The organism is Chitinophagaceae bacterium (assembly GCA_016717285.1).
Taxonomy (GTDB): domain Bacteria; phylum Bacteroidota; class Bacteroidia; order Chitinophagales; family UBA10324; genus JACCZZ01.
In genome coordinates this window covers 286591-302917 of sequence record JADKFU010000005.1, presented here as the reverse complement: position 1 = coordinate 302917, position 16327 = coordinate 286591, and the positions used below count along the sequence as shown (strand labels likewise).

Sequence of the window (16327 nt, the reverse complement as noted above, 5' to 3'; positions counted from 1 at the left end):
TATGAAAAGAGTTACAGGAATTGGTGGCGTATTCTTTAAGTGTGAAGACGCCGGTGAACAAAAACAATGGTATGAAAAACACCTCGGCATGCAGATGAATGATTGGGGCGGTTCCATTTTCTGGTGGCGCGATGCTGATAATCCGGAAAAAAAAGGAAGCACTTCGTGGAGTGCTTTCAAAAAAGAGAGCGCTTATTTCGAGCCCAGCACAAAACCTTTCATGTTCAACTACCGTGTTGAAAATCTTGAAGAATTGCTGAAAGCTTTGAAGGAAGAAGGTGTGGAGATTGTTGGTGAAATGCAGGTGTTTGAATACGGAAAATTTGGCTGGATCATGGATCCGGAAGGAAATAAGATTGAGTTGTGGGAACCTATTGATGAAAAATTATGATGGAGGAACAACACTAAAATCTAAAGCTGAAACTTCACCCCTACTGTTCCTGCAATGCCGAACCTTGTTTCAAATGATGCGCCATTCAGGTAAATCTGCTTACTCAGTTTGCCTTCAATGTTTGCTACAATGCTGAATTGTTCTGCAAAACGAATTGAACCACCAAACGGAAACCTCAATTCCATTAACAGGGAAGTTGCGGCAGGAATATCATTCTTTGTATCTGTTACGGATTCGAAATATTGTACCGTACTGATACCATTTGAAAAAGTATCTGATGCAATGGTTTGTGAAAAGATGCCATAATTTTCAATTATGGAAGGATGAACAGCAGTGCCGATTGCAGCACCTGCTCCAAAGTAGGCACCGAACCTTTTTGAAGGATCGGTTTTAAAAATATAATCGGCAGTGAGTCCTACTACAGGTGACCATTCAGTATAATAAACATAGTTGCCAATAATTGAATCCAGCAATATCGTGTCACGATTCATGAAATTGGTATTGTGATAAACATACGGTTGATAGTATAGTCCAAACAACAGTTCACGGTTATTAAGATACTGTCCTTTCTTTTTGCTGTAAGGAACAAATCCAAGCTGACTGAAAAATCGCATAGACTTTAAAGCTCCGGCAGTATTTACTTTATCATCCGGAAGTATAAATGGCACACCGGTTTTACTGCTTCCATTGATGGTAACAAATCCCTCATGATATTCACTGAGGTCAATGGCTGTGAAATCATTTTCATCCTTCGCAAGCAGTTTAATTTTATTTAAAGAAGCTGATTCTGAAGGTGCCCAAAGTTGAAGTCCCGCAGTGATGGATGAAAATTGGAGAAAAGGTTTTGGTTGACCTTTTGCCATGCTTGCCATTAACAATAAAACAATTAGAATTTTAAATGGAAGATATTTCAAGGGAATTTATTTAAAACAAAGGAAAAGGATATTAACATGATGCGTTCAAAATCGATGCTGATCAAATGTACTTTCTAGAGGTGGTTTGTTAATTCAGTCACGTGAAGACGCAAAGCTCGCACAGAAAAACCAGGCGTATCAACTTTGCGAGCTTTACCTCGTTGCGTGAAAATAAATTTTATGAACTCCCGCATCCATCAGGTATAATTTGTTCATCCGTTATTAGTTAGAACTATAGCGGGACCGAAAGTAATTCAGCTTGCCTCCTTCCACTTCAATGTTTTAATCAACTCAATAATATCCGGCTTAATAAAATTAACCACCGGTGCAATGGAATCCGCATTGGGTGTATTGTAGAAATAAAGAGAACCACGCAGAAAATGCTTGTTGCTATCGGTCACAAAAAACTGAACGGCTGATGCTGCATTGCCACCCACTTCATAATAAATTCCATACACGTGGTTGGGCGTCTCCACATAGTTTTCATCAATATAATCGGCTTTAATCGTGTGCTTGAAAGTAAGTTGATGCGCATCTTCCACCAACTCCTGCAGCATTTTTTTTCCATTGATTTCTTTATAGCTCATATACAAATTTCCATTCAGTGATGGAAAGGTGATATTAAACCAACATGGATTGTCCGGGACAGTATCGAGAAAGACAGTATCGCGGTTGATGACACCATATGTTGGGTATTCAAAAGTAAACGGACAGGCACCATTGTCGAAATGCTGATAACCTCTGTCGGGCAGGATGATTTTAAAATAGCCACGTGGTTTTGGAGTATAAGAAGTGCCACAACCAAATACAAACAAGCAGGACAGCAAAAAACAACAGACAGGAATTATGCAAGAATTCAACGTTGTAGAAAAACGGGTTTTATCCCGTTGTTGGCGGGATATAATCATGAGGATTCTTCAGACTTGCTTTCCATTCTTGTCACCTTCACCTTGTTGATGCGGTAGTTTTCGACCGACAAAACGGTGAACAGGAAATTTTCGTATTCCACCGTTTCATTCGGTTGTGGAATAGTGCCACGTATTTCAAGTATCAATCCGCCCAATGAGTCGGTATCGCTTTTTACTTCATCAAAAAAATCTTCCGGCAAATTCATCAGCTTGCAGAAATCATTGATAGGCGTTTTGGCTTCGAAAATGAAATTGTTTTCATCCACCTTTGTGAAATCCAATTCTATTTTCTCATCTGTTTCATCACGAATGTCGCCGATGATTTCTTCTACGATATCTTCCAGCGTCACCAGGCCTGCAGTTCGGCCGTACTCATCAATCACCATCACCAGGTGCCGTTGATTGCTTTGCAGCTCCACTAATAATTCAGAGATTTTTTTTCCTTCCGGAACAAAATAGGGTTCGCGTATGAGTTGGTGCCAGTTCTGATTAGCCGGTTCCTGTAAAAATGTGAGCAGATCCTTCGTGTATAAAATACCAATGATATGGTCAAGGCTTTCACGATAGACCGGAATTCGTGAATAACCGACGTCACGAACTGTTTTGAGCAACTGTTCGAAAGCGGTTTTTTCATCCACACAAACCATATCAATCCTCGACTTCATGATTTGCCTTACCACAATGGTTCTGAATTTCAAGATACCCTGCAAAATGGGAATACCATCATCATGACCTGTGGATTCTTCCACTAACTGCTCTTCCGGTTTTTCCATTACCTCTTCTTCGAGTCCTTCATTTTCACGTGCAAACCTTTTCTCAATAAAATAAGATGATTCAATAATAAATTCAGTGAATGGAAATAAGAGACGGCTGAGTAAAAGCAGCGGCGTACCCATTGTTTTTGACCACATGATGTTATTCTTGCCACCAAAAAATTTAGGGAGAATTTCCTGGCAGACTAAGAGCAAAAAAATGAGCGCCAGTATTTCAAGCAGGTATTCAAGCCATGAAAAAGAAGAGCCCCCGAAAAGATGGATGCCGATTTTTACCGCGATAAAAAGCACGGTAACATTGATCACCATCTGCAACATTTTTACGAGCACCAGCAAGTGACGCGGACGCGCCATCAGGTGTTGAATGTGCCGGAATGTGCGGGGACTCTTCTTCTCTAAATCAGCCAACTCACTGGAAGTAAGGGAGAACAAGGCATGCTCTCCGCCTGAAATCAGGAAGGAGATAAACAGCAGCAATAAAGTAGAAAAAGAAAATAAAGAAACTTCTACAGGAAACGATTGAATAAGTACCAATGGCACCATCAACAGTTCCGAAATTGCCACACTACCAGATTGATCCAAATGAGTTTTGCTTTAGTCAGACAACTTTAGAAGGGAAGGTCATCTGCGACTGTTACATCAGCAGTTTCATTCACCGTTACATCATTCGTACCACCACTTCCGCCATCCGGTTTGCGATCGAGCATGGTGAAAGAGTCGGCCACGATATCGGTGCGATACCGCTTGATGTTTTCCTTGTCAGTGTAGCTGCTGGATTTGATTTTCCCTTCCAGATAAATGGCACTGCCTTTCTTCAGGTACTTCTCTGCAACTTCAGCAAGTTTCCGCCAGCACACAATGTTGTGCCATTCGGTTTGTTCTACACGGTTACCACTTTTGTCATTGTAGGCTTCTGTGGTAGCCAATGAAAACTTTGCAACGGTAAGTCCACCTTCGAGGTGATTTACTTCGGGATCTTTTCCAAGATTCCCAACGAGGATAACTTTGTTAACGCCTCTCATAAGAATAAAAATTTTGGGTTAAAAAATAAATACAGAGCTAAAATAGTATTTTTTTAATTCGGTGGTAGAAAAAAAATTCCAGGTTTTGATTACTAAGTAAAAATGACATGCCGTTGATGTCATTATTTTCATGCAAATAGGCCGACCCTGCAAAGAAATCGGGTTTCTTTTTCACGTTATTGTTGCATTTGATACGCTACCCATTTGCATGGCGATTAAAAAAAGACAGCAATGCTTTTAATATTGCATCTTCCATCTTTACGCTAAATTGCCTTTCAGATAGTTACTGATTAAAACCGGAAAACCGATTTCTGCCAGGCTTGACTTCTTCACTTTCAACCAACCTTTTGGTAATCGCTTTTGAGGTTTACATAATTCTATTCTGAAAAACTGCGCATAAATAGTTTGATGCGTCAGCTTATGCTCCATCACTTTTGAAATTCCTTTTACAGTTATTTTTTTTCCTGAAAAGAACGAAGACTCCTTCCATGATTTCAAAAACTCAGTTTCCGATTGATAAGCAGTTGTTTCACTTACCGGAAACTGATACAGTCCTTTCCAGATATCTTTCTCATTTCGCCTTTCAATAATGATCTCCACCTCATTTTCCAGCACTAAAAAATTAAACCACCTGTTTCGTACCATTACTTTTTTTTCCTTAACAGGAAAATCAAACACTGCATTTTTTGTAAAAGCAACACATTCCTTTTTAAAGATGCAGGAGCTGCATGCAGGATTGGCCGGCTTGCAAACCAATGCGCCGAAATTCATGATAGCCTGGTTGTAATCTGCAGGATGTTTTTTATCGAGTAGCTTTTGCGCCAGTTCAGCAAATGTTCTTTTTCCTTTGGTGGAATCCACTGCTTCGCTGATGCCGAAATATCTGGCAAGCAGCCGAAATACATTCCCGTCCACTACAGCATGCGGCAAGTCGAATGCAAAGGATGCAATAGCGGCAGCAGAATAAGGCCCCACTCCTTTCAGCTTCAAAATTTCTTCATGCGTATCCGGAAACTTTCCACCAAAATCATTTACCACCTGCTTCGATGCCGCATGGAGATTGCGTGCCCGCGTGTAATAGCCCAATCCTTCCCAAAACTTCAGCACTTCATCTTCAGAAGCATTTGCCAGGTGATTTACAGTTGGGAATTTTTTAGTGATGCGTTCATAATATGGAAGTCCTTGCTCCACGCGTGTTTGCTGCAGAATAATTTCAGACAACCATATTTTATACGGGTCGCGCGTATTTTTCCATGGCATGCTGCGTGGATTGGCTGAATGCCATTTCAATAATTTTGTAGTGAAGGAATTATTCATCGCTGTGCAAGAAGCACAAAATTGGGGAAGAGTTCAACAACTTCTTTTGCCTGTTAATGACGCATTAAAATTCCCCCGGATTTTTTATTTGAAAAATCCAGCTTCGCTAAAAAAGGGTTGCATATCAAATTGTCGCTAAAGGGAACCGTCATTCCGGATTTATTTTTTTCCAACCATCAATCGACAATTTGGTATGCAACGAAAAAAAGAGCCGCTTGATAAAGCAGCTCTTCAATTTCAAATATTGTGAAAGGAATCATTATTCCGTTCTTACAATTTTTAATGTCTTCACAACTTCATACCCTGCATTCAATTGCACAAAGTAAACACCAGGCAGCAGTGGTTCATTGATCTCCAGCAAAGTTGCAGGATCAAGCGACTTGTATTCGCGAATCAATCTTCCGCAATAGTCAGTCAGTTTTGCATTTAACGGTTGCTGTAAATTGCCTCCTGTCTTTATCGTCACTTTATTTGTAAACGGATTTGGATAGGCTTCTGCAGTAAAGCTAATTCCTGGATCTCCCATTTTGCAATTTATTGTTACCGTCTGGCTTGGGGAAACTTTCTTACAACCGGTGGCTGTAATTTTTACTTCTACCTTGTACGAACCTGATGTAGTTGCCGCGTAGGTTGCGTTAGTTGCTCCTCCGATATTATCGTTATTAAGTTTCCATTTGTAAGTTACTCCTGTTGTCGGCGTGCCGGTTCTGGTGAGCAATACTGAACCACCTGAGCAGGCAGCCTGCGTAAAATCAACCTCTGGTTTCGGATTGGCAGTAACAGAAATTTTATTAGACAAAACTGATTCACAAGCATTCGAAACGAGGCAGGAAAAGCTGCCTGATTTATCGGCTTCATACGTTTGGTCAGTTGCACCGGCGACAAAATTGGAACCCTTCTTCCAGGCATAACTTACTGCTCCGGGCGCATTTACTGAAAGGGTCACGGAACCACCTTTACAAAAGGTGGTGGGCCCACCTGCAGTAATTACAGGTGATAAGGTGCTGCCGCCCGGCATTTGTCCGAGATGATATACAGTGCCGTTAGTGCTTGAAACCCACGCTTCACCTGCAACACAATCTATTGCAATACCGCTCAGGGATGTTACACCAATAGGCAATGCATGTCTCTTTACATATGCACCAAGTGGAGTGAACTCCGCCATGCTGTCTTCGATGCTGCTTACCACAAATAAATTGCCGTTAGCGCCCACTTCAAGGTCGCCAAAGGAAACACTGAAATTACTGGTGATCTGGAATGTCTGCAGTACGGCACCGGTTATCGGATCAACTTCTGCAATCATGTTTTCAAGTGAGGCACTTGGAACATTGTCCTGCACCATAAAAAAGGTGTGACGTAGAGGATGATAAGCACCGCCTACTACGTGACTGCTGCCAAAAGCCGTATTCAATGTTTGGGTAACTGTTCCTGTAACATTATCTACTGCATAAATATCAGCTACACCACTTTCCCCATTAACAAAAAGCAATTGCCCTTCCGGAACAGTGATATTTTTTAAAGTGAGCTGAGCAGGCGCCATCTCGACATCTACATCATTTGCGTTTTCACCTGGTTTTGCAAAAAAAGTTGATAATACACCTGCCGGAGTGTAAGAATAAATGTTGGTTGATGAACAACTGTAAACCCATACTCTTGCAGCGCCGGGATCATAACCAATTCCGCACAAGGAGCCTGTTTCTGCAGGGTTGAACGAACCAAGTAATGTTATTGGAGTAGGTTGAGCGTATACGCCATTGGAAAAGAAGGCGCTTAAAAAGCTAATGATTACGACAAGATTTTTTTTCATAACAGGAGTATTAGTTTAAAAGATTGAAGTGGAATGATAAAAGATCACCTATACAAATATACCTTTCTGATGCATATATACAAATCTTCGGATCGACGCAGAAAAGCGATAAATACAACTAGAAGCCATCTCCAAATTGATACGTCCTGCTCTTTTAGCTTTTTGAGATGGCTATTACAGTTTATCAGTGGAAAAAACTCCTCATCGCTCCGGTTAATTGATGTTAAGCTCAAATTACCTGATCATTCTACTTGCAGTACGACTTAACAATAAATCTGTGCTGAGTAAGCAGCTCTACGTTTTCTTATCAGCACCAATGCTACATGGCTTGCCGATTTACCTGCTTTCCTGAAAGGAACGCTTTCCATGGATTCCAATAATAAGTAGTCCATCCTTTTTTAATACTGTCGGCATGCTTATCAGGAAGATTGGCATGCACCATATTCAGAATCGCATCTTTACCACTTTGTTCGAAGGTGAGCATGAAAATTGAATCCATTTCCTTTGATTCCCACTCTGAGGCACGCCAGGTCTGTACGATCATTTTATCTTTTATGAGTACCAGGTTTTTCCCGGTAATGTAATCGCCGCTTGCCGAAAATTTGGCTCCTTCCTTATCTGAAATCTGTGTAGGATAACCGGTCGATGCAGTATGTTTTTTTGCATCCATATAAAGTTCATAAAGGTACTTAGTTGTGGTGTTTTTGAAAACGACTTTTTGGGTGATGGTTTTTGACATGACGTTGGATTTATTGGTTAGACGAATGTAAAGGTTCGGATTGGACAGAAGGGAGGGGAAATTTTTGATTTCAACCTACCAGAAGGAGCAGCAAGATTTTCCATCGGTCATCAAAGTCATTGAAGTTCTATAAGAGGGTCATCGTAACAAAATCAAAAACCTTTTCAAGGTTTGGTTCGCAGGTCATTTGAAAGCCCGACTATCCGTAATGACTAACTATCAAGGTCAGTTACCTTTCTAGCATCAAAAATCGTTAATCGATATCCGATATACTTTTATGAATCATCATTAAGTTGACGAGACTGTGCCTAAACCACATCAAATCCCAAAAAAATCACCCTCTCACACTTAAAATTCAACTTAAACTTCCCCTTTCGGATTTTTTTCCGAAATTTGCGCCCTTAACATTTTACCAAAACGATTAATAGTTAGTCAGTTATAAATCAAATTACTCCATGAGAAAAGCCGATTTGATTACAAAAATTTCAGATAAAACCGGCATTGCCAAAGTTGATGTATTGGTAACGCTGGAGTCATTTTTCAAGGAAATTAAAGAATCGCTGAAGCAAGGCGAAAACATTTATGTAAGAGGATTCGGAAGTTTTATTGTGAAAAAACGTCGTCAGAAGATCGGCCGTAATATCAAGAAAAACGAAGCCATCATCATTCCGGAGCATTTTATTCCTGCCTTTAAACCGGCCAAAACATTTATGGACAAGGTAAAAGGAGCCAATACGGCCAAAAAATAATCTGCTTTGAGAATTCAACAAGTCATTTTGCTGGTGGTTGGTGTTGCGCTTGTGGCAGTACTCTATGTCTTCGGGGTTACAAAATCACCAAAGAAGCCTGAACCTGTTATGCCGGGCGCTATGCAAGCGATGGCGGGAGAAGGAGCAGTATCTATTGATTTCAACGCTATTCTTGATAAAGCCCGTTTAACCCTTTCTGATAAGCAACGTGACTCAATTGCCATGGTGGAGTTGAATCTTGAAAAAACACGTGGCGAAGTAGCAAAAGCCTCCATGCTTCAAAATCTTGGTGAAGACTGGACCAAAACAGGAAATATAATTGTAGCAGCCAAATATTATGCAGAAGCTGCTGCAATTAACAATGACATAAAAACCTGGGAAGAAGCCGCCGACCGTTTTTTCATGGGTTTTCCAACGGCTGCTGATTCAATCGTAAAAATGTATGCCGTGCAGGAAGCCATCAAGTGTTATGAGCAACTGCGTAAACTGGATTCTTCGAATATGGAATATCCTGTTCGGGAAGCAATATGCTATGTTGACGGACAAGGACAAATCATGCAGGGCGTTACTCTATTGAAAGGCGTAGAGAAGAAAGATCCCGACAACAAGGATATGAACCTTATTCTGGGTAGATTGGCCGTTGTTTCGGGCCAGTATGACAAGGCTGTTACACGATTAGAGCACCTGATAGAGATAGACCCGGACAATGCAGAGGCCTACTTTCATTTAGCGGAAGCCTATCGCGCCCTCGGAAGAAAAGAAGATGCTGTAAAAACACTGGAAAAGTGCAAATCGCTCGTAAAAGATGACGACTTTCGCGCCCAGATCGATTCATATATTAACCAAATCAAAAATTAATAAACAATGCCATCAGGTAAGAAGAGAAAAAGACATAAAATGGCTACCCACAAGCGGAAAAAACGTTTGCGTAAAAACCGTCATAAGAAGAAGTCACGCTAAATTTCTTCGCTGCAGTTTTTTTGCAGGAAGAGTAATTGCCACTTGCCGGGATTTCAACCAGATACCCAACTGCTGAAATCTCCGGATTTTTTTAAATGCATCTCCTGGCAGCTCTTCCGATAAGATTTTCCCGGCACACGACACTTTTATTCTGTTATCACATCCTTTAGATACTTCATTTGGTGAAGTAAATGTCAGGTGCAGATGAGTCGTTTCCGGAATTTTCCATCCGCTTTAGGTGCACTGCGAAGCTCAGACAACATTGAATGTCTGTGAAAAGGTTGACATATCGGGCATGTCCTGTATGCAGTCCTTTTTGATTGAGCGATGTAGTCCACATCCAACCATTTTCCTGTCGACCGGCTATCACGCACTGACAGGATATGCTGATTTCTTTTTGAGATCCTGCATGGCACATTTCCCGCAAGGGAATCACTTGTAAATTGTGGTGTCGTGAACAGGGAATTAATTATTGACTCCGGTACAAACGGAGTAGAGATTGCGTTGCTGGAAGATAAAGTGCTGGTGGAACTTCACCAGGAGAAACTAAACCAGAACATTGCGATTGGTGACATTATTCTGGCCAAGGTGGGAAAAATACTGCCGGGTCTGAATGCTGCCTTTGTGGATATCGGTCAGCCCAAGAATGGGTTTCTTCATTATTCCGACCTCGGACCCCAAATAAGGTCTGCGCAGAAATTTACCAAGTTCGCTTTTGATGGAGTGATGCCACCCGACCTGAATGATTTCAAGCTGGAACCGGAAACACAAAAGACCGGAAAGATTGCCAATACCATTTCCAAACGTGTTCCGCTATTGGTTCAGATTACCAAAGAACCCATCTCCACCAAAGGGCACCGGTTGTCGTGTGACATTTCATTGCCGGGCCGTTTTATCGTGCTTATTCCTTTTATCAATTCCATCAGCATTTCTAAAAAAATCAATTCGCCGGAAGAAAGAAAAAGGTTGAGCCGTTTGATGGAAAGCATCAGGCCGAAAAATTTCGGTGTCATCGTGCGCACACTTGCGGAAGGCAAATCGGTGCAGGAACTTCATGAAGACATTACCCATCTTACTGAAAAGTGGAAACAACTGACCGCTGAACTCAAGGCAGTGGAGGCTCCCAAGAAAGTGATGAGTGAGATGAATAAAACCTCCACACTGCTGCGAGATATGCTGAATCCCTCTTTCAACCGGATCATGGTGAATTCGAAAGAGATGTTCCAGGAAATAAGAAATTACATTGGCCGTATTGCTCCTGAAAAAGAAAATATTGTTCAACTATATACCGGACGCACTCCCATTTATGATCAGTATGATATCACCAAACAGATCAAGGTTGCCTTCGGGAAAACGGTTAACCTGAACAGCGGCGCTTACCTCATCATTGAGCATACAGAAGCGTTGCATGTGATTGATGTAAACAGCGGCCACAAAATGTCGGGCGACGACACGCAGGAAGCCAATGCCATGACGGTGAATATGGAAGCCGCAGAAGAAATAGCACGGCAGCTCCGCTTGCGCGATATAGGAGGAATAATTGTGATCGATTTTATTGATGTAAGAAGTCCGGAGAATAAACGGTTGCTGAATAAAAAGATGACGGACATGATGAAGCTTGACAAAGCCCGTCATACTATACTTCCGTTAAGTCGTTTTGGCATTCTCCAAATCACACGTCAAAGAGTAAAACCTCAGGTTACGATTGTAACAGATGAAAACTGTCCGGCCTGTGGCGGTACCGGAAAAATTGGCCCTTCTATTTTAGTGATGGATGATATTCAAAAAAACATTGATCACCTGATTACGAAAAACAATCAGAAAAAAATCACTCTGCTTGTACATCCTTATCTCGAAGCATTTATCAGACAAGGTTTACCTTCGATCCGAATGAAATGGTTTTTCAAATACCGTCAATGGATCAACCTCGATTCCAGCGACAGTATCAGCATTATGGAATATCATTTTTATGATAAGCAGGGAGAAGAGATTTTGATGGGGTGAGGGGAATGGAGAATTAGGAATTAATAATTCCGGTTCGTTTAGCTGATATGATCAACTAATTGAAAATATAATTTTGACAAACTGTGTGTATCTTACCGCTTGAAAAACAAAACTATAAATAAAGATGAGTAGAATATCAGAAGAAATCGCAAATCCTGTAGCCGGAGCAAACCAGGCAACCACTGTTAAACCAGCAGATGGAAAATGGCGTGGCAACAGTAAGAGTGCTACTGAAGGACAGCAATGGGACAAGTCGAAGGAAATGAATTTTACGTACACTAACCTCGACAAATTTATCCGTTACAGCCTCGGTGAAAATGCCCATTTCAGCAATGCTTTTTATGATGGAGATTATTCATTAACCCTTGACCAGGCACAGGAGAAAAAATACAGGATGGTAACAGAGCAGCTTCGGATCACTAAGGACAGCAAGGTGCTTGACCTTGGCTGCGGTTGGGGTGGCTGGCTGATGTGGCTGAAAAAAAATATTGGTTGTAAAGCCATTGGCGTTAATCTTTCTGAAGGACAGGATGCTTCCTGCCGTAAAAATGGTTTGGAAGTTTATCTGAAGGATGCTCGCGCTGTGAAGCCTGAAGATTTCGGACTATTTGATGCCGTTACCGCCTTCGGAAGTTTCGAACATGTGGCTTCTGTAAAGGATTACCTTGATGGAAATCAGGACAAGGTGTATGATGATTACTTCCACAACGTAGCAAACCTCTTAAAACCAGGTGGACGGTTTTACATGCAGGCAATGGTGTTCAGCAAAAACATGTTGCCATATGATCAATTCGATATCAATGCCCCGAAAGATTCCAATGCATACATTCTTGCATTACTTACCAAACATAATCCCGATTCGTGGCTTGCTTACGGGCATGAGCACATCATACGTTGCGCTCAACCCTATATGGATAAGGTTTTTTATAACAGCGGCCGTCTTGATTATGTTAAAACGAACCGCGAATGGACCAAACTATTCTACAAGTTTCAGTGGGGAAAATACATGTGGTACCTGTCGTTGATCCCAAAATATATTAAGGACAAGGAATTCCGTTACCAATTAGATGTATTAAGAATCCGCCCTAACCGCGTTTGCTTTGAACGCGAAATCATGGATCATGCTAGATTGGTTTTTCAAAAAAAGTAAGTGGTGAATATCGGGTCAATTAATTCTTCAGATACTATCTGAATAAGATGGGCTTGGTTGAATAAATGATTTTCCTGCCACTGAGAATTCTGCTTCAAAAGTAAGCTTGTCTTAAATCGCTGTTCATAACGATCTCCACGCGAACACCGGAGATCGCTATGGCACAGATCGGGAATTTGTAACCTTGTTATAAGAGACAGGAATAACTTTATCCCAAAATTGTACTACTCCACAAGAATATTCCACAGTTTTAGGTTCGAAAACTGCAGGATGAACACAAATCAGGACTATTTTTTTATTCTATTAATCATTTCACTGGTGATTTCAGTGAGCGGTTGTACCTATGACGTTTCTGACCCGCAATCTCCGGAAAGGAAAATTATCATCGTGATAATCGACGGCCCACGCTATTCTGAAACGTGGGGAGATTCATCCAGACAATATATTCCTTATCAATCCGGCACGCTGCAATCAAGAGGTGTGCTTTTCACAGGATTTTATAATGATGGTATCACCTACACACTTCCCGGTCACGATCAGATTGTGACCGGTGTAAATGAATCGATTGATAACACCGGATTACAACTTCCTGCATTTCCGTCCTTCTTTCAATACTGGAGGAAGCAATACAATACAGCAGCAACAGATGCATGGATTATTACATCAAAAGATAAACTGGCAGCGCTTGCTGACTGTAACGATTCTTCCTTTCATCAGCAGTACAACCCTTCAACAGACTGTGGTATTGCAGGCCCCGGAACAGGATATCGGGATGACACGACAACTCTTATTCATGCGCTGGAAATTCTTCAGCAATATCACCCGCACCTGGTATTGATACAGTTTAAAGAACCGGATGCAAGCGCTCATTTGAACAACTGGAATGGATATATCAATGGCATTCATCAAACAGATCAATATGTAAAAAACATTGATGCGTTTCTCCAGCAGGATTCTTTTTATAAAGAGGAGACAGATCTGATTATCACCAATGATCATGGCCGACATAAGGATGGTTGGTTGAACGGGTTTATAAGTCATGGCGACTCATGCGAAGGATGCAGACATATATCCTTGCTTGCAACAGGACCTGATTTTAATACCAATCAAATAATAGCCGACACGTTCACCTTGCGTGATCTTAATGCTACTATCAGCTATTTACTCTCTGTTAATAATATTTATAGTGAAGGCAAGGTGATTGAAACCGCGTTAAAAAAATAATGCAATTTTTTATTGTCGGGCATATTTCGATGACAACCTTCCTTAAAGCTATCAGCCAGACGCTATAAAACCAGCACGCAAAAAAACACTAACCTATTTACCTCATTTATTCAGCAAGTTGTATAGTCAGAAATAAACTCATGCATTGCTATAAGAAGCAATTGAAATTGCTGTTAATGTAAATGATGGTGCCTCAAATTGAGAATGACATCAGTCATATTCCTCCTGCGCTGCACAGTTTAATTTTGATATCCTATAAAATTAAAACAAACTAAAATCTACTACAATGAAAAGCAAAATTTCAGGAGTAGTCATTATCATGATGATGGCTATTTCAGCAAGCGCGCAATGGTCGATTGATTCGCTAAGCACAGCAGGAGTCTATCCATATAGCGCTGCTACATTAAACAAGGCAGTTTTTACGAATGGCGGAAACTGGGATATATTTGATGCAACCACAAATATTCATACAAGCGGACTTTTATCTATTTCAAGGCCACAGGTTAGGGTAGTAAGTTTTGGAGAAAAAGTTTATTTAGGGGGCGGTAAATATGGAAACTTTGCTGATCCTCAATACTCCAAAAATGTGGATGTATACAATGCAACCACCAATACATGGTCTACTTTGTTTTTGACAAAAAACCGTGAAGTGGGTGGTGCCGGAGCAGCAGGTGATAAAATTGTTTTTGCCGGTGGAACAGGCCGGTCAGATATTTCCGGACCAGTTTACATGTACAGCACAGCCGACATATTTGATGTTAACACTGGTGTAAGAACATCAGGAAAACTTTCGAAGGCACGTTCGAATATTGCTGTTGGCGCAAGCGGAAATAAAATTGTTTTTGCAGGCGGTTGGTTTTGGGACATGAGTTACAACACCATCAGTTCAAATACTGTTGACATTTATGATGTTTCAACGGGCCTGTGGACAAAAACTACACTTTCATTAAAAAGAGAAAACATAGCAGTAGCCGTTATTGCCAGCAAAATAATTTTTGCCGGAGGAACAGGTGGTAATTTGGGCGGCGCAGTTAAAAATGTTGACATATACGATGCTTCTGCAGATAGCTGGACAACTTCCAATCTGCCCACAGCGCGCTACAGCATGAAATCAGTTGTGATTGGAACCAATGCTTACTTTGCGGGTGGCGCTTATGATCCTGCGGAAAATGAAGTTGATATCTACAATACTGTCGCCAACTCATGGAGCACGATCTACATGCCTACTGCCTTATCAGGATATTCGATGAGCGTGATCAACGACAAAATATATTTTGCAGGTGGTTACATTACGGCAACAGCTACCTATTCAAATCTGATACAGATTTATGATCCTGCAACTGCAACCTGGACGTTTGATTATTTATCATTGGGAAGAAATAGTATTAAAGCATTAACCTGTGGCAACAAAGGTTATTTCGCCGGTGGTTACATTGCTTACGGCTATCCTATTCCTGTCTCCACAAAAAGGATTGATTTACTTGGCACATTGAGCCCGGTGGCGGATTTCAGTGCAAGCGCAACCAACATATTTGCAGGCGGAACAGTAAACTTCACCGACCTGAGCACCAACATTCCAACAGCATGGTCATGGACCTTCAATGGAGGAACACCGTCAACATCAATTATTCAAAATCCTTCTGTTCAGTATAATACAGCGGGAACGTATGATGTTACCTTAACTTCAATTAATGCAGTAGGTTCCAGTACAATTACTAAAACTGCATTTATAACTGTCAATCCTGCACCTTGTCTTATGCCTGATGGATTAACGACAACAAATATTACGACAACCGCTGCTACGTTTAACTGGAATGCGGTAAGTGGTGCTCTGAAATATAAAGTGAGTTACAAGCTTACCGGAAACAATCCGTGGATCACCACAACTGTTACAAATAATTTCATTCAGTTTACCGGTCTTTCTGCAAACACAACCTACAATTGGAAGGTGAAAACCATTTGCAGCAACAACCCAACTATCAGCTCTGATTTTTCGAGTAGCGTGAGTTTCACAACAAGTCTGAATAAAATGGCTACCACGATGTCGGGCAACAGTTTTGAAGTTTATCCGAATCCGGTTACCAATGAATTGAATATTTCCGTTAACAGTATGCAGTTACCTTTAACCTGCCTGATCTACGATTTGTACGGAAGAATGGCAAAGGCAACCCAATTAACGGAGCCAATGCAAATAATTAATGTTACAGACTTAGCTAGCGGAAATTATTTGATATTAATAGTAACAAATGACAATCAAAGAATGAGCGCAAAATTCATAAAGCAATAATTGCAGCATGCAGGTTTAAATTAAAACGGCAGCACTCGCTGCCGTTTTTTATAGGTAGTATAATGAGTTAAGCACTGAATTT

At 41.0% G+C, this 16327-nt stretch carries 14 protein-coding genes; 7 read left to right on the top strand and 7 right to left on the bottom strand.

Annotated features, from left to right (window positions below; translation table 11 throughout):
- Position 1: 1 nt before the first annotated feature.
- Positions 2 to 391, top strand: a complete 390-nt coding sequence (locus tag IPO83_11230) for a VOC family protein (GenBank protein ID MBK9731838.1) — start codon at positions 2 to 4, stop codon at positions 389 to 391.
- Between the two features lie 20 nt (positions 392 to 411).
- On the opposite strand, the gene IPO83_11225 is transcribed toward IPO83_11230, so the two are convergent.
- The 7 genes from IPO83_11225 to IPO83_11195 all read right to left on the bottom strand — a co-directional run bounded on the left by IPO83_11225 (position 412) and on the right by IPO83_11195 (position 7871).
- Entirely contained in the window at positions 412 to 1305 is an 894-nt protein-coding gene (locus tag IPO83_11225; GenBank protein MBK9731837.1) for a hypothetical protein, read from the bottom strand.
- A gap of 254 nt (positions 1306 to 1559) precedes the next feature.
- Positions 1560 to 2213, bottom strand: coding sequence for a gliding motility lipoprotein GldD (gldD, locus tag IPO83_11220; GenBank protein MBK9731836.1), 654 nt, complete (start codon positions 2211 to 2213; stop codon positions 1560 to 1562).
- Positions 2210 to 3550 carry a gliding motility-associated protein GldE gene (gldE, locus tag IPO83_11215; GenBank protein MBK9731835.1) on the bottom strand — a complete coding sequence of 447 codons (1341 nt, stop codon included), beginning with the start codon at positions 3548 to 3550 and terminating at the stop codon, positions 2210 to 2212. The genes gldD and gldE overlap by 4 nt, the downstream gene beginning before the upstream one ends.
- Positions 3551 to 3594: 44 nt before the next feature.
- The gene (locus IPO83_11210; GenBank protein ID MBK9731834.1) at positions 3595 to 4008 is read right to left on the bottom strand and encodes a single-stranded DNA-binding protein; all 414 of its coding nucleotides are present in this window, start codon (positions 4006 to 4008) and stop codon (positions 3595 to 3597) included.
- Positions 4009 to 4266: 258 nt separating this feature from the next.
- Complete coding sequence (gene mutY / locus IPO83_11205) at positions 4267 to 5325, bottom strand: A/G-specific adenine glycosylase (protein ID MBK9731833.1); 1059 nt, start codon at positions 5323 to 5325, stop codon at positions 4267 to 4269.
- 259 nt (positions 5326 to 5584) lie between these two features.
- Positions 5585 to 7132: a T9SS type A sorting domain-containing protein gene (locus IPO83_11200; protein ID MBK9731832.1), complete on the bottom strand. Its 1548-nt coding sequence runs from the start codon at positions 7130 to 7132 to the stop codon at positions 5585 to 5587.
- 319 nt (positions 7133 to 7451) lie between these two features.
- A complete protein-coding gene (locus IPO83_11195) occupies positions 7452 to 7871 on the bottom strand; it encodes an SRPBCC domain-containing protein (GenBank protein ID MBK9731831.1) in 420 nt (139 codons plus the stop codon).
- Between the two features lie 455 nt (positions 7872 to 8326).
- Here IPO83_11195 and IPO83_11190 point away from each other — a divergent pair, with 455 nt between their 5' ends.
- The 6 genes from IPO83_11190 (at position 8327) to IPO83_11165 (ending at position 16245) form a co-directional block, all read left to right on the top strand.
- Positions 8327 to 8620 carry an integration host factor subunit beta gene (locus IPO83_11190; protein MBK9731830.1) on the top strand — a complete coding sequence of 98 codons (294 nt, stop codon included), beginning with the start codon at positions 8327 to 8329 and terminating at the stop codon, positions 8618 to 8620.
- A gap of 6 nt (positions 8621 to 8626) precedes the next feature.
- Positions 8627 to 9478: a tetratricopeptide repeat protein gene (locus IPO83_11185; GenBank protein MBK9731829.1), complete on the top strand. Its 852-nt coding sequence runs from the start codon at positions 8627 to 8629 to the stop codon at positions 9476 to 9478.
- Between the two features lie 555 nt (positions 9479 to 10033).
- On the top strand, positions 10034 to 11584 hold the full coding sequence (locus IPO83_11180; protein ID MBK9731828.1) for an Rne/Rng family ribonuclease: 1551 nt from the start codon (positions 10034 to 10036) through the stop codon (positions 11582 to 11584).
- A 124-nt stretch (positions 11585 to 11708) separates the two neighbouring features.
- A complete protein-coding gene (locus IPO83_11175; protein MBK9731827.1) occupies positions 11709 to 12734 on the top strand; it encodes a class I SAM-dependent methyltransferase in 1026 nt (341 codons plus the stop codon).
- A 270-nt stretch (positions 12735 to 13004) separates the two neighbouring features.
- Positions 13005 to 13958 (top strand): sulfatase, encoded by a 954-nt coding sequence (locus IPO83_11170; GenBank protein ID MBK9731826.1) that lies wholly within the window; start codon positions 13005 to 13007, stop codon positions 13956 to 13958.
- Positions 13959 to 14244: 286 nt separating this feature from the next.
- A complete protein-coding gene (locus IPO83_11165; GenBank protein ID MBK9731825.1) occupies positions 14245 to 16245 on the top strand; it encodes a T9SS type A sorting domain-containing protein in 2001 nt (666 codons plus the stop codon).
- Positions 16246 to 16327: the final 82 nt, after the last annotated feature.

Excerpts from the sequence above, each read along its gene's own strand:
- IPO83_11200 (MBK9731832.1), bottom strand. The coding sequence starts at position 7,132 with ATGAAAAAAAATCTTGTCGTAATCATTAGCTTTTTAAGCGCCTTCTTT.
- mutY (MBK9731833.1), bottom strand. The coding sequence starts at position 5,325 with ATGAATAATTCCTTCACTACAAAATTATTGAAATGGCATTCAGCCAAT.
- IPO83_11190 (MBK9731830.1), top strand. The coding sequence starts at position 8,327 with ATGAGAAAAGCCGATTTGATTACAAAAATTTCAGATAAAACCGGCATT.
- IPO83_11170 (MBK9731826.1), top strand. The coding sequence starts at position 13,005 with ATGAACACAAATCAGGACTATTTTTTTATTCTATTAATCATTTCACTG.
- IPO83_11175 (MBK9731827.1), top strand. The coding sequence starts at position 11,709 with ATGAGTAGAATATCAGAAGAAATCGCAAATCCTGTAGCCGGAGCAAAC.
- IPO83_11210 (MBK9731834.1), bottom strand. The coding sequence starts at position 4,008 with ATGAGAGGCGTTAACAAAGTTATCCTCGTTGGGAATCTTGGAAAAGAT.
- IPO83_11165 (MBK9731825.1), top strand. The coding sequence starts at position 14,245 with ATGAAAAGCAAAATTTCAGGAGTAGTCATTATCATGATGATGGCTATT.
- gldD (MBK9731836.1), bottom strand. The coding sequence starts at position 2,213 with ATGATTATATCCCGCCAACAACGGGATAAAACCCGTTTTTCTACAACG.
- IPO83_11195 (MBK9731831.1), bottom strand. The coding sequence starts at position 7,871 with ATGTCAAAAACCATCACCCAAAAAGTCGTTTTCAAAAACACCACAACT.
- IPO83_11230 (MBK9731838.1), top strand. The coding sequence starts at position 2 with ATGAAAAGAGTTACAGGAATTGGTGGCGTATTCTTTAAGTGTGAAGAC.